The organism is Pseudomonas benzenivorans (assembly GCF_024397895.1).
GTDB lineage: Bacteria > Pseudomonadota > Gammaproteobacteria > Pseudomonadales > Pseudomonadaceae > Aquipseudomonas > Aquipseudomonas benzenivorans_A.
Genome location: NZ_CP073346.1, coordinates 3,370,577 through 3,384,211 on the forward strand (window position 1 = coordinate 3,370,577; position 13,635 = coordinate 3,384,211).

Below are 13,635 nucleotides of genomic sequence, written 5' to 3' on the forward strand. Positions count from 1 at the left end.
GCATGGTATCAGGCCGCTCAGGGGCAACGACCGCCGGACTCCAGGTCCCTGAGGATCGGGCAGTCCGGGCGCTGGTCGCCCTGGCAGTGCTCCATCAGCTCCTGCAGGGTGTCGCGCAGGCCGCTCAGTTCGGCGATCTTGTGGTTGAGCTCGGCGATATGCCCGGCGGCCAGGGCCTTGACGTCGGCGCTGGCGCGCCCGCGGTCCTGCCACAGGGCCAGCAGCTGGGCCACCTCGGCGAGGGAGAAGCCCAGGTCGCGGGCGCGCTTGATGAAGGCCAGGCGGTGCAGGTCCTGGGCACCGTACTGGCGGTAGCCGCTGTCGGTCCGGCCGGCGGCCGGCAGCAGGTCGATGGACTCGTAGTAGCGGATCATCTTGGCGCTGAGCCCGCTCTGGCGCGCGGCCTGGCCGATATTCATGGGCGCTGCTCCTCGTGCCGGGGCTTCCAGGTCTTGAGCAGCAGGGCATTGCTCACCACGCTGACGCTGGAGGCGGCCATGGCGGCGCCGGCGATCATCGGGTTGAGCAGGCCGGCGGCGGCCAGGGGGATGCCCACCAGGTTGTAGATGAAGGCCCAGAACAGGTTCTGGCGGATCTTGTTGTAGGTGCGCCGGCTGATGTCCAGGGCGGCCGGCACCAGGCGCGGGTCGCCGCGCATCAGGGTGATGCCGGCGGCGTGCATGGCCACGTCGGTGCCGCTGCCCATGGCGATGCCGACATCCGCGGCGGCCAGGGCCGGGGCGTCGTTGATGCCGTCGCCGACCATCGCCACAGTCCCGCGTGCCTTGAGCTCGCCGACCAGGCTGGCCTTGTCCGCCGGCAGCACCTCGGCGTGCACCGCGTCGATACTCAGGATCTGGGCCACCGCCTGGCAGCTGCCGCGGTTGTCGCCACTGATCAGGTGGCTGGCGATGCCACGGGTCTTGAGCCGGGCGACCGCCTCGGCCGCGCCGTCCTTGAGGGTGTCGCCGAAGGCGAACAGGCCCAGCACCCGGGGTTCGGGGGACTGTTCCAGCAGCCAGGACAGGGTGCGACCCTCGGCCTCCCACTGCTGCGCCTGCTCGGCCAGCTCGCCCGGCTGCAGCCCGTTGTCCTCGAGCAGGCGGCGATTGCCCAGGGCCAGGCGCCGCTCGCCGATCTGCCCGGCGATGCCGCGGCCGGCCAGGGCCCGACTGTCGGCCACCTCGGGCAACTCCAGCCCGCGTTCGTCGCAGGCGTCCAGCACCGCCTTGGCCAGGGAGTGCTCGCTGCCGCGCTGCAGGCCGCCGGCCAGTTGCAGCAGCTGCCCCTCGTCGCCATCGACGGCCTGCAGGTGGGCGATCTTCGGCGTGCCTGAGGTCAGGGTGCCGGTCTTGTCGAAGGCCACGGCGGTCACGCCGTGGGCCACCTCCAGGGCTTCGGCGTCCTTGATCAGGATGCCGTGGCGCGCGGCCACGCCGGTGCCGGCCATGATCGCGGTCGGGGTGGCCAGGCCCAGGGCGCAGGGGCAGGCGATCACCAGCACCGCCACGGCATTGAGCAGGGCCGTGGCCAGGGAGGCGCCGAGCAGCAGCCAGGTCAGCAGGGTGGCCAGGGCGATCAGCAGCACCGCCGGGACGAATACCTGGCTGACCCGGTCCACCAGCTTCTGGATCGGCGCCTTGGCCGCCTGGGCGTCCTCCACCAGGCGGATGATCTTGGCCAGCACGGTTTCCGCGCCCAGGGCCGTGGTTTCCACCAGCAGGCGGCCCTCGCCGTTGATCGCCCCGGCGGTGACCGTATCGCCCGGCTGCTTGGCCTGGGGCAGGCTCTCGCCGCTGATCAGCGCCTCGTCGGCGTGGCTCTGGCCCTCGAGCACCTGGCCGTCCACCGGAAAGCGCTCGCCGGGCTTGACCAGCACCCGGTCGCCCAGGGCCAGCTCGCTCAGCGCCACCATCTTCTCGCGGCCGTCCTTGACGCGCAGCGCCTGGTCCGGACGCAGCGCCTGCAGGGCGCGGATGGCGCTGCTGGTCTGGCGCTTGGCGCGGCTCTCCAGGTACTTGCCGAGCAGGATCAGGGCGATGATCACCGCCGCGGCCTCGAAGTACAGCGCCGGCATCTGTCCGGCCGGGGTCACCGCCCACTGGTACAGGCTCAAGCCGTAGGCGGCGCTGGTGCCGATGGCCACCAGCTGGTCCATGTTGCCGGCGCCGGCGCGCAGGGCCTGCCAGGCGGCGCGGTAGAAGCGCGCGCCGAGGATGAACTGCACCGGCGTGGCCAGGACGAACTGGACCCAGGCCGGCAGCATCCAGTGCAGGCCGAAGGGCTCGAGCAGCATCGGGATCACCAGCGGCAGCGCCAGGGCGATGGCCGCCAGCAGGTGCCAGCGCTCGCGCTGCAGCAGTCGCTCGGCGCTGGGGCGGGTCGGCTTGTCGATATCCAGCAGGCTGGCCGAGTAGCCGGCATCGGCGATTGTCCGCACGAGCGACTGCGGATCGGTTCCCGGCGCGATGCGCAGTTGCGCCTGCTCGCTGGCGAGGTTGACGCTAACCGCCAGCACCCCCGGATGCTTGGCCAGGGCGCGCTCGACGCGGCCGACGCAGCTGGCGCAGGTCATGCCGTCGATGGCCAGTTCCAGAGGCTCGCTCGGCACCTGGTAGCCGGCGCCCTCGACCGCGGCGATCAGCGCGGCCAGGCTGTCCTCGGGGGCCTCTATGCGCGCCTGCTCGCTGGCCAGGTTGACGTTGGCACTGGCGACCTGGGGCAGCTTGCGCAGGGCGCGCTCGACGCGGCCGGCGCAGCTGGCGCAGGTCATGCCGGCAACGGGTAGATCGAAGGTGGTCAGGCTGGACATGGACGGTCTCCCTTGGGTTCGCCCCTAGGATCAACCTTGACCCATGGGTAAGGTCAAGCCCCGTTCACGGCCTGCCCGGTGCCGCCAGCAGGTGGAACCCACTGGCGTCCTGGGCGATGCGCAGGCGCCGTACTTCGCCGGCCCGCAGGCTGAGGTGCTGGCGGCTGGGTGGAGCGATGCCCGGTTGGCAGCTGCCGGTGCCCAGGGTGGCCAGGCGCAGCGCGACCTCGCCGGGTGGCAGGTTGAAGGCCACTGACTGGCCCTGATGCAGGCGGGCGGCCAACTGGTCGTGCAGGTACAGGCCGATTTCACAGGGCGTGGCCACGACCAGGCGCTCGCGCGAGACGATCAGCATTGCGTGGCCTTCGGCCTGGGCGGTGGACGGTACCAGGATCGAGGCGACCGAGCCCAACAGGCCGGCGAGCAGGGCAAGGTTGCGGCGCGACATGCTGCGGCTCCTTTTCAACGGGGAAGCCCTGAGCTTGGTCGAGCATCGCCTGGCGGGCAAGCGCAGGGCTTGACCTTGTCCTTGGGGCAAGGCGGACACTGGCCTCGGGCAAGCGGCTATCCCGGCCGGGCCATGGGCAACATGAGGAGTGAGCGATGCAGGTGTTCAAGGTGCAGGGCATGAGTTGTGGCCATTGCGTGCGGGCCATCACCCAGGCCATTCAGGATCGCGACCCGGCGGCCGAGGTACAGGTCGACCTGGCTGAAGGCGAGGTGCGGGTGGCCAGTCCGCTGCCCAGCGAAGAGCTGCTCGAGGCGATCTTCGACGAGGGCTATGCCGTCAGCCTGGCCTGAGCGGCGGAGGGGCGAGCGGGCTCATACCCGCCAGTCGCGGATCAACCCGCGCAGCACCGCATCGATCAGCCCGCCGGCCTCCTGCAGCGGGTCGAACAGCGCCGGGTCGCGGGTCCAGTCGGTGAACAGGCCGACCACCTGGGCATGCAGGGCGCGGGCGCCCAGGCGCGGGGTGACGCCTGGCTGCAGGCGCGCCTGACAGGCGGGGCGGCTCAGCAGCTTTTCCACCAGGCCGATGAACAGGTTGACGAAGTCGCCGTGCTGGCGCTCGGCCTCGCGCAACTCTTCGGTGAACTCGCAGCGGTGCAGGAGGATGGTGAAGATGCGCCGCCTCTGCTGGTCGCGGGCCAGGTTCTCGATGGCCTCGATGATCAGGTTGCGCAGCGACAGCAGGGGGTCGCCGCCGTCGCAGCCGGCCAGGCGCTCGGCCAGCTGTTCCGGCGGCAGGCGCACCTGGTTGAGCAGGGCGTTGAACAGGTCCGCCTTGTTGGCGAAGTGCCAATACACCGCGCCGCGGGTCACCCCGGCCTGGCGGGCGATGTGTTCCAGGCTGGTATGGGCCACGCCCTGTTCCAGAAACAGGTTCTCGGCGGCGGCGAGAATTTCGGCGCGGGTCTGCTCGGCTTGCTCTTTGGTGCGGCGCATGGCGGTCGGGGGTGTTCCGGCTAGGCTCAAGGTTTGTGCAACAGTCTGTCGTGATTTTAGCGCCAGTCAGTCGTTTACAAACAGTCCTGTATGTAACTAGCATCCCCTCCCTTCTGCACTCTGCCCCGCGCTGTCCCGGAGACACCCATGTCCTTTGTTCGCCACCTTCCTCTCGCCCTCGGCGTTCTCGCCTGCAGTTACTGGCTGCCAGCCGTCCAGGCGGCCGATGCGCCGCCGCCCCCGGAAGTGCTGGTGGAAACCGTCGAGGCCGGCGAGTTGCCCCTGGTTTTCGAATACGCGGCACGCACCGCGGGCTTTCGCGAGGTGCAGGTGCGCGCCCAGGTCAGCGGCATCCTGCAGGAGCGCACCTACCTGGAGGGCAGCCAGGTCAAGCAGGGCCAGGTGATGTTCCGCATCGACCCGCGCACCTACCAGGCCGCCCTGGCGCGGGCCAAAGGCGCGCTGGCCCAGGAGCAGGCGCGCTACCGGCAGACCGAGCGCGACCTCAAGCGCATCCGCGAGCTGCAGCAGAAGGGCTTCGCCAGCGAAAGCGAGCTGGACAATGCCATCTCCAACTTCGAGCAGAGCAAGGCCAATATCCAGGCCGCCGAGGCCGAGGTGCAGTCCAAGCAGATCGACCTCGACTACACCACGGTGAAGGCGCCGATCTCGGGCATCACCAGCAAGGAAACGGTGTCCGAGGGCAGCCTGATGGTGGCCGGCGATCCGAATGCCAGTCTGCTGGCCCGGATCACCCAGCTCGACCCCATCTACGTCAACTTCGCCGCCCCTGACCGCGACGTGGAAAACGTGCGCGGCAGCCTGCAGAGCGGCGCCCTGACCCTGGACGGCGAGCAGATGCGTGTGGAGATCCAGTTCGGCGACGGTTCCAGCTACCCGCTGGAAGGCAAGGTGGATTTCACCGACAGCCTGGTCGACCGCAGCACCGGCACCGTCAGCGTCCGCGCCGTGGTGCCCAATCCGGGGCAGCAGCTGCTGCCAGGCCAGTTCGTGCGGGTGCTGGTCAAGGGCCTCAGCCTGCCCGACGCCATTACCGTGCCGGAGCGCGCGGTCGCCCAGGGCCCGCGCGGCACCTTCGTCTACGTGGTGGACGAACAGGGCATCGCCCGTCAGCGCCAGGTCGGCACCGGGCGCACCGCCGGCGGCCGCTGGGTGATCGAATCGGGCATCAGTGCCGGCGAGCGGGTGATAGTCGAGGGCCTGCCCAAGGTGCGCCCGGACGCCCCGGTCAGGGTCGCCGAAGCCGCCACCGACAAGCAGTCCTGAGGAGCGTTGCCCGTGATCTCACGCTTCTTTATCGACCGCCCGGTGTTCGCCGCGGTCATCTCGGTGGTCATCATGCTGGCCGGCCTGATGGCCATGCGCGCGCTGCCGATCGCCCAGTACCCGGAGATCCTGCCGCCCCAGGTGTCGGTCAGCGCCAGCTATGCCGGGGCCAGCGCCCAGGTGATCGCCGAAACCGTGGCCGCGCCGCTGGAGCAGTCGATCAACGGCGTCCAGGGCATGATCTACCAGCAGTCCAACTCCGGCGGCAATGCCATGAGCCTGGCGGTGTACTTCCAGGTCGGCACCGACCCGGATCAGGCCACCATCGACGTCAATAACCGGGTGCAGGCGACCCTGGCCAAATTGCCGGAAGAGGTGCGCCGGCAGGGGGTCAAGGTGGAGAAGAAGTCCTCGGACATCCTCCAGGTGGTCAACCTGTTCTCCCCCGACGGTTCGCGCGATCCGGTGTATATCAGCAACTACGCGCTGATCAACGTGATCGACGAACTCAAGCGCCTGCCCGGGGTCGGCGATGCCCGCCAGTTCGGCTCCAAGGACTACTCCATGCGCATCTGGCTGCGCCCGGACAAGCTGGCGCAGTACAACCTGACCCCCAGCGACGTGGTCGCGGCCATTCGCGAGCAGAACTCGCAGTTCGCCGCCGGCAGTTTCGGCCAGCAACCGCTGCAGCAGGAACAGGACTTCACCTACACGGTGACCACACAGGGCCGCTTCACCGACCCCGCGGAGTTCGAGAGCGTGATCCTGCGCTCGGATGCCACCGGCGCCAGCCTGCTGCTCAAGGACGTGGCGCGGATCGAGCTGGGCGCCCAGGACTACTCGCTGATGACCTCGCTCAACGGCCAGCAGAACGCCGCCTTCGGCATCTACCTGCAGCCGGGGGCCAACGCCCTGGACACCGCCCAGGCCGTGCGCGACACCCTGGCGCGCCTGGCGCAGAAGTTTCCCGAGGGCATCACCTACAAGATCCCCTACGACACCACCCAGTTCGTCAAGGTGTCCATCGAGGAGGTGATCCACACCTTCTTCGAGGCCCTGGTACTGGTGGTGCTGGTGGTCTTCCTGTTCCTGCAGAACTGGCGCGCCACGCTGATCCCGTTGCTGGCGATCCCGGTATCGCTGATCGGCACCTTCGCCGGCATGTACCTGCTGGGGTTCTCGATCAACCTGCTGACCCTGTTCGGCATGGTGCTGGCGATCGGCATCGTGGTGGACGACGCCATCGTGGTGATCGAGAACGTCGAGCGGGTGATGCGCAGCGACAAGCTGGGGCCGCGCGAGGCGACCATCAAGGCCATGCAGGAGGTGACCGGGCCGATCGTCGCCATCGTCCTGGTGCTCTGTGCGGTGTTCGTCCCGGTGGGTTTCCTCGGCGGCCTGGCCGGGGAGATGTACAAGCAGTTCGCCATTACCATCGCCGTGTCGGTGGTGATCTCCGGCATCGTCGCCCTGACCCTGAGCCCGGCGCTCTGCGCGCTGCTGCTCAAGCCCGGGCAGCATGAGCCGGCGGCGCCGCTGCGCGCCTTCAACCGGCTGTTCGAGCGCCTGACCGACGGCTACAGCGCCGGTGTGCGCTTCTTCCTCAAGCGCACGGCGGTGGGCCTGTTGCTGTTCGGCGCGATGATCGCGCTGATGCTGGTGTTGTTCGGCCGGGTGCCATCCTCCCTGGTGCCGAGCGAGGATCAGGGCTACGTGATCAACGCCTACTTCCTGCCGCCGGCGGCGTCCCTGACCCGCACCGAAGCGCTGACCAGCGATGTCACCGAGCAGCTGATGGCCCATCCGGCGGTGGAGAACGTGGTGACCTTCGCCGGCTTCGACATCCTTACCTTCGGCACCCGCAGCAATGCCGGGGTGTCCTTCGTGCCGCTCAAGGACTGGAGCGAACGCACCACGCCGGAACTCGACGCGCGCAACCTGCCCCGCGAGTTCATGGGCATGGGTGCGGCGCAGAAGGATGGCGTGGTGATGACCTTCAACCCGCCGCCGATCCGCGGCATGAGCACCACCGGCGGTTTCGAGGGTTATATCCAGGACCGCAGCGGGGCCGGCACCGCGCAGCTGGCGCAGAAGGTCACGGCGTTCCTCGAGGCGGCGCGCCAGCGTCCCGAGCTGGCGGGGGTGCAGAGCACCTTCAGCGCCAACGTGCCGCAGTACTACATCGACCTCGATCGCACCAAGGCGCGGGCCCTGGGGGTGCCGATCAACGAGGTGTTCACCGCCATGCAGGCGACCTTCGGCAGTTACTACGTCAACGACTTCAGCCTGTACGGCCGCACCTTCCAGGTCAGCCTGCAGGCCGAGGCGGACTTCCGCCGCAAGCCGGAGGACCTGTCCCAGGTCTACGTGCGCGCGGCCGGTGGCGAGCTGGTGCCGCTGTCGACCCTGGTCAAGGTGCAACGGGTGCTCGGTCCCGACACCTACGCGCGCTTCAACGTCTACCCGGCGGCGAAGATCCTCGGCGGGCCGGCGCCCGGCTACAGCTCCGGTCAGGCCCTGGCGGCGGTGCAGCAGGTGGCCGACGAGGTGCTCGGCAGCGACTACAGCATCGGCTGGACCGGCTCGGCATTCCAGGAACAGGCGACCCAGGGCTCGGGCAGCACCGCCTTCGTCTTCGGCCTGATCATGGTGTTCCTGATCCTAGCGGCCCAGTACGAGCGCTGGACCCTGCCGCTGGCGGTGGTCACCGCGGTGCCCTTCGCGGTATTCGGGGCGATCCTCGCGGTGTGGCTGCGCGGCATCGAGAACGACGTGTACTTCCAGGTCGGCCTGCTCACCCTGATCGGCCTGGCGTCGAAGAACGCCATCCTCATCGTCGAGTTCGCCGTGCTCTGCCGGCAGCAGGGCATGGGCATCCTCGAGTCGGCGCTGGAGGCGGCGCGCCTGCGCTTCCGGCCGATCATCATGACCTCCCTGGCCTTCATCCTCGGCGTGCTGCCGTTGGCCATCAGCAGCGGCGCCGGCTCGGCCAGCCGTCATTCGATCGGCACCGGGGTGATCGGCGGCATGCTGGCGGCCACCGTGCTGGCGATCTTCCTGATCCCGATGTTCTACCTGCTGGTCGAATCCCTGGCCGAGAAACTGACCGGGAGGCGCAAGGAGAAGCTGTAGGGTGCGCCGCGCGCACCGAAGCAGGCCGGCGTCTTCTGGTGCGCACGGCACACCCTACTCGGCAGATAGCCGGGCGCATCCTGCGGGAGAGCGAATGAACCTACGCCTGTTGCTGATCCTCGGCGCCTTGTGCGCCTTCGGCCCCCTGGCCATCGACTTCTACCTGCCGAGCTTTCCGACCCTGGCGCGCGCCTTCGCCACGGATGTCGAGCATGTGCAACTGTCGCTGGCCGCGTACTTCGTCGGCCTGGCCATCGGTCAGCTGATCTACGGCCCCCTGGCCGACCGTTTCGGTCGCCGCCGGCCGCTGCTGGCCGGCGTGCTGCTGTTCGCCCTGGCCTCCCTGGCCTGCGCATTGGCGACCAGCCTGGAGACCCTGGTCGTCGCGCGCTTCGTCCAGGCCCTGGGTGGCTGCGCCGGCATGGTGGTGACCCGTGCGGTGGTGCGCGACCTGTGCGACCCGATCGCCTCGGCCAGGGTGTTTTCCCAACTGGTGCTGGTGATGGGCGTCGCGCCGATCCTGGCGCCGCTGGCCGGCGGCCTGCTGCTGAGCAGCCTGGGTTGGCAGTCGATCTTCGTCTGCCTGGCGCTGTTCGCCACACTCTGCTGGCTGGCGGTGGCGCTGTGGCTGCCGGAGACCCTGAGCCGGAAGGTAACGCCAGCCCCGCTGAGTGGCGCTTTGGGCGAGTACCGCCGGCTGCTCGGTGATCGCCCCTTTATCGGTCACGCCCTGACCGGCGGCCTGTCGATCGCCGGGATGTTCGCCTATATCGCCGGCTCGCCCTTCGTCTTCATCGAACTCTACGGCGTGCCGGCGGCGCACTACGGCTGGCTGTTCGGCAGCAATGCGGCCGGCTTCATCCTCGCCGCGCAACTGAATGCCTGGCTGGTGGCGCGCCATGGGCCGGGTTACTGGCTGCGGCGCCTGGTGTGGTTTTACCTGGGCTGCGGCCTGGCGTTGCTGGTCATCGCCCTCAGCCAACCGCCGGTGCTCTGGCCGCTGCTGGTTCCATTGTTCGGCTGCATCGCCAGCCTCGGCGTGCTCCTGCCGAACGCCACGGCCTGCGCCATGGCCGGCCAGGGCCGCCATGCCGGCAGCGCCTCGGCCCTGCTCGGCAGTCTGCAGTTCGCCATCGCCGCCAGCGCGGCGGCCCTGGTCGGGGCGCTGCACGACGGCAGCGCCTGGCCGATGGCGACAGTGATCTGCGGCTGCGGCGTGCTGGCCACGCTGGCGTCGCTCTATACCCTGTGGGCCGAGCGCCGCCTGGAGCGTCCGCTGGTCGACGGTCCGGTCTAGCTTGCCGCGAGGGGCAGGGGGTGGGGCGCCTGCAAGCGCGCCTCGAGGGTGGCGACGAATGCCCGGGCCTCGGCCTCGCTGCGAAAGCTCACCTGGTTCTTGCCGAAGCGGACTTGCCAGCAGGAGCCTTGGGACTTGCTCGGTGACTGAATGCTGATGTTCACGATCGGGCACCTCCTCGTACGGGAAAGGCCAGTCTAGTTAGCTGCGCTGAATTTTCCCCGGGCAGTTGCCGGCGGGCGACCGGTGGTCAGCGCTGCTGCGCGCTGCGCTGCACCGCGAGCCCGGCCAGCTGGGCGAATCCGCTGACCAGGGCGATGTCGCCGCTGCTCGGCCGGCTGGGCCGGTCGTAATAGATGGCCAGGGTGCCGATGGCGCGGCCCTGGTCATCCTTGAACGGCACCGACCAGCAGGCACGCAGCCCGGCCGCGCGGGCCTCGGTGCGGTAGTCGCGCCAATAGGGGTGGTTGTCGAGGTCCTCGGCGATCACCAGCTCGCCGCTGTAGGCTGCATGGCCGCAGGAGCCGACCTCGGCCCCGGCCTGGACCCCGTCGATGGCCTGCCGGTAGGCCTCGGGCAGATCGGGGGCGGCGGCGAGGTGCAGGCGCTGCTGCGGGTCCTGCAGCATGATCGCCGCGCGCACCTGCGGGATCAGCGCCTGCAGGCGCCGGCAGGTGTCTTCCAGCACCCGCTCCAGCGGCTGGCGCTCGAACAGCGCCTCCAGCAGGGCAACGCGGGCCTGCTGCAGCTGCTGCTTGAGGTGATGCTCGTGGTTGTCGCGCAGGCTGCCGCTGAGGCTGCCGTCCGGCCGGCGGCTGAGCTGCAGGTCGACCCAGCGCGGCTGGCCATTGCGGGTCAGCAGGCGGTAGTCGCCGCGCAGGCCGGTCTGTCCGCCATTGGCAACGGCGTTCAGCTGTTCGGCCAGACGCGTGCCGTCCGCACTCTCGAAGAAACGCACCAGCTGCCGTCCGAGGCTCTCGTAGCCGACGTAGCCGCTGAGGCGTTCCCAGGCCGGATTGAGGAAGCTCAGGTGCCCAGCGGCGTCGATCTTGACGATGACTTCGGCCAGCTGTTCGACCAGCTCGCGGTAGCCGGCCTCGCTGGCGCGCAGCTGGTCGTCGAGCTTCTTGTGCTCGCTGATGTCGATATCCATGCAGTACAGCTCGGGGCGGTCGAGGCTGTCGCGGCGCAGCGAGCGGCTGGAGTAGACCCATACCGGACTGCCGTCCTTGCGCTGCAACTGCATTTCCGCCGCCGGGGTCGGCGGACCGCCGAGCAGCCAATGGTTGATCGCGCTGGCCACCTGGTTGCGCGCCGGCAGCGGCACGATCAGGTCCTCCAGGCGGTTGCCCATGGCCTCCTGCACGCTGTAGCCGTACAGCTGGGTACTGGCGGCGTTCCAGTAGACCACCCGGCGCTCGCGGTCGTAGCCCTGCACGGCGATGCGCGGGGTCTGCTCGAACAGCTGCCGGAAGCGCTGCTCGCTCTCGCGCAGGGCCGCCTCGTCGCGCTTCTGGCTGCTGATGTCCTGTAGGGTGCCGAGGATCTGGCCGTCGCCGTCGACCTCGCCGCGCAGCATCAGCCAGGTGACCTGCTGGCGGTGCGGCTGGTGCAGCCGTGCACTGATGGTCAGCGCCTTGTGTTGGGCGATCAGCGCCTGGAACGCGCGCTGAACGGCCTGGCGATCGGCGGGGTGGAGCCAGTTGAGCAGTTGTTCGAGGCTGCTCGAGGCGTTGCCGGCATCGCGGCCCAGCAAACCCAATGCCTCCGGACTCCAGTGGAAGCGGCCGTGGTACTCCCAGCTGCCCAGGGCGGCATTGCGCTGGGCTTGCTGCAGCAGCCGGCTGTTGCGCGTCAGCACGCCGAGCAGTTGGCCGTGGGCCTGACGTTCGCGGTAACTAACGAAGAAGATCAGCAGACCGCTGAGCAGCACGAAGGCCAGGCCCTTGGCGGACTGCAAGCTGAGGATTAGTTTGGGGTCGGTCACCGCGAGCGTCAGCAAGTAATCGCCGGACAGGATCCAGGCGGTGCCGAAGAGGGCATAGACGCCAGCCAGGCGCAGTGGGGCTACTAGTTCGGGTCGCATCCTTACCGCCGATATATCGGATGTGCGCGAGCGCATGTCGGACCTGCCGCGTGCGGCCTGTCGCGATGCTGATTGCAGTCTAGTTGGAAGGTGAGCGGCCGGGGGCGAGGTGCATCGAAGGCGCCTGGCCCGAGCGGCCAGGCGTCAAGATAGCAGGACTGCGAACTAATTGCCGTCGTTAGCGCGTCCCAGTTCCAGGTAATTGACCCGGTGCAGCTGGCCCTGGCTGTCGAGGTAGGTGATGGTGGCAGGCACCACGCCCGTCTTGTCCGAGTTGTCGGTGATGTGGATGACCTTGCGTACATCCAGGGTCATGCCGTAGTGGTAGTCCACCGCCGGGACCTGGCTGTAGTCCGGACCCTGGGTAGGCTGGGCGAGCGCCGTAGCCGAGCAGCCGACGGCGACGATGAGTGCTAAGGGGATTAGGCGTTTCATCTTGGAGACCTCCTGACGTTGCCCCACGTAGTTTTTGACGTGGCAACGGCGACGCCGTTACGGGTCCCTGCTGACCGTTGGTCGGCAGGGACCCGTGCGGAGCGAAGCGCCGGCTCAGAAGCCTTCGAGGACGATCTTGCCCTTGGCCTGGCCGCTCTCCAGCAGGCTGTGGGCGCGGCGCAGATTGGCTGCGTCGATACGCCCGAAGTGCTCGCCGAGGGTGGTTTTCAGGGTGCCGGCGTCGACCAGCTGGGCCACCCGCTCGAGCAGCCGATGCTGCTCGATCATGTCCGCGGTCTCGAACAGCGAGCGGGTGAACATCAGCTCCCAGTGCAGCGACAGGCTCTTGCGTTTGAGCTTCATGACATCCAGCGGTTGTGCCGGGTCGTCGATCAGCGCCAGGCGACCTTGTGGCGCCAGGGCCTCGACCAGCTCGTCGAAATGCTGGTCGGTCTGGGTCAGGCTGGCGACGTGGGTCACCTGGTTGATCCCGATGCGCTCGAGTTCAACGCTGAGGGGCTGGCGATGGTCGATGACATGGTGGGCGCCGAGCTCGCGCACCCAGGCCTGGGTCTCGGGGCGCGAGGCCGTGCCGATCACCGTCAATCCGGTCAGCTGGCGGGCCAGTTGCACCAGGATCGAGCCGACGCCGCCGGCGGCGCCGACGATCAGCAGGCTCTGGCCCTGATCGCCGTTGCACTCGGCAATCTGCAGGCGCTCGAACAGCAGTTCCCAGGCGGTGATCGCCGTCAGCGGCAGCGCCGCGGCCTCGGCGAACGTCAGGCTCTTGGGCATGTGGCCGACGATGCGCTCATCGACCACGTGCAGTTCACTGTTGGCACCGGCGCGGTTGATGGCGCCGGCGTAGAAGACCCGGTCGCCCGGCTGGAACAGGCTGACTTCGCTGCCCACGGCGCTGACCACGCCGGTCGCATCCCAGCCGAGCACCTTGGCCTCACCGTTCTGCGGCGCCACGTTCTTGCGGATCTTGGTATCCACCGGGTTGACCGAGATGGCCTTGACCTCGACCAGCAGGTCGCGCGGCCCCGGGATCGGCTCGGGCAGTTGAACGTCCTGCAGCGCCTCGGGCTGGTCGGCAGCAAGGGATTGGTAATAGGCGATGGCTTTCATGGGGGCTCC

At 68.9% G+C, this 13,635-nt stretch carries 12 protein-coding genes; 4 read left to right on the top strand and 8 right to left on the bottom strand.

Features of this window, described 5'->3' with window-relative positions; genetic code table 11:
- Positions 1 to 17: 17 nt before the first annotated feature.
- The 3 genes from cueR to KDW96_RS15830 form a co-directional block, all read right to left on the bottom strand.
- The gene (gene cueR / locus KDW96_RS15820) at positions 18 to 419 is read right to left on the bottom strand and encodes a Cu(I)-responsive transcriptional regulator (RefSeq protein WP_255837183.1); all 402 of its coding nucleotides are present in this window, start codon (positions 417 to 419) and stop codon (positions 18 to 20) included.
- Positions 416 to 2,812 (bottom strand): heavy metal translocating P-type ATPase, encoded by a 2,397-nt coding sequence (locus tag KDW96_RS15825; protein ID WP_255837184.1) that lies wholly within the window; start codon positions 2,810 to 2,812, stop codon positions 416 to 418. The genes cueR and KDW96_RS15825 overlap by 4 nt, the downstream gene beginning before the upstream one ends.
- A 64-nt stretch (positions 2,813 to 2,876) precedes the next feature.
- Complete coding sequence (locus KDW96_RS15830; protein ID WP_255837185.1) at positions 2,877 to 3,260, bottom strand: hypothetical protein; 384 nt, start codon at positions 3,258 to 3,260, stop codon at positions 2,877 to 2,879.
- Between the two features lie 155 nt (positions 3,261 to 3,415).
- On the opposite strand from KDW96_RS15830, the gene KDW96_RS15835 reads away from it, so the two are divergent.
- Complete coding sequence (locus tag KDW96_RS15835; protein WP_255837186.1) at positions 3,416 to 3,613, top strand: heavy-metal-associated domain-containing protein; 198 nt, start codon at positions 3,416 to 3,418, stop codon at positions 3,611 to 3,613.
- Between the two features lie 21 nt (positions 3,614 to 3,634).
- On the opposite strand, the gene KDW96_RS15840 is transcribed toward KDW96_RS15835, so the two are convergent.
- The gene (locus KDW96_RS15840; RefSeq protein WP_255837187.1) at positions 3,635 to 4,258 is read right to left on the bottom strand and encodes a TetR family transcriptional regulator; all 624 of its coding nucleotides are present in this window, start codon (positions 4,256 to 4,258) and stop codon (positions 3,635 to 3,637) included.
- A gap of 147 nt (positions 4,259 to 4,405) precedes the next feature.
- Between KDW96_RS15840 and KDW96_RS15845 the strand changes: the two genes are divergently transcribed.
- The 3 genes from KDW96_RS15845 to KDW96_RS15855 all read left to right on the top strand — a co-directional run bounded on the left by KDW96_RS15845 (position 4,406) and on the right by KDW96_RS15855 (position 9,974).
- The gene (locus tag KDW96_RS15845) at positions 4,406 to 5,545 is read left to right on the top strand and encodes an efflux RND transporter periplasmic adaptor subunit (RefSeq protein ID WP_255837188.1); all 1,140 of its coding nucleotides are present in this window, start codon (positions 4,406 to 4,408) and stop codon (positions 5,543 to 5,545) included.
- 12 nt (positions 5,546 to 5,557) lie between these two features.
- A complete protein-coding gene (locus KDW96_RS15850) occupies positions 5,558 to 8,677 on the top strand; it encodes an efflux RND transporter permease subunit (protein WP_304665557.1) in 3,120 nt (1,039 codons plus the stop codon).
- 94 nt (positions 8,678 to 8,771) lie between these two features.
- Positions 8,772 to 9,974, top strand: coding sequence for a Bcr/CflA family multidrug efflux MFS transporter (locus KDW96_RS15855; protein ID WP_255837189.1), 1,203 nt, complete (start codon positions 8,772 to 8,774; stop codon positions 9,972 to 9,974).
- On the opposite strand, the gene KDW96_RS15860 is transcribed toward KDW96_RS15855, so the two are convergent.
- From KDW96_RS15860 to KDW96_RS15875, 4 genes are all read right to left on the bottom strand, one after another.
- Entirely contained in the window at positions 9,971 to 10,138 is a 168-nt protein-coding gene (locus KDW96_RS15860) for a hypothetical protein (RefSeq protein ID WP_255837190.1), read from the bottom strand. The genes KDW96_RS15855 and KDW96_RS15860 overlap by 4 nt on opposite strands.
- A gap of 86 nt (positions 10,139 to 10,224) precedes the next feature.
- Positions 10,225 to 12,060 carry a bifunctional diguanylate cyclase/phosphodiesterase gene (locus KDW96_RS15865; protein WP_255837191.1) on the bottom strand — a complete coding sequence of 612 codons (1,836 nt, stop codon included), beginning with the start codon at positions 12,058 to 12,060 and terminating at the stop codon, positions 10,225 to 10,227.
- Between the two features lie 165 nt (positions 12,061 to 12,225).
- A complete protein-coding gene (locus KDW96_RS15870) occupies positions 12,226 to 12,495 on the bottom strand; it encodes a DUF2790 domain-containing protein (protein WP_255837192.1) in 270 nt (89 codons plus the stop codon).
- Positions 12,496 to 12,609: 114 nt separating this feature from the next.
- The gene (locus tag KDW96_RS15875; protein WP_255837193.1) at positions 12,610 to 13,626 is read right to left on the bottom strand and encodes a zinc-binding alcohol dehydrogenase family protein; all 1,017 of its coding nucleotides are present in this window, start codon (positions 13,624 to 13,626) and stop codon (positions 12,610 to 12,612) included.
- Positions 13,627 to 13,635 lie beyond the last annotated feature (9 nt).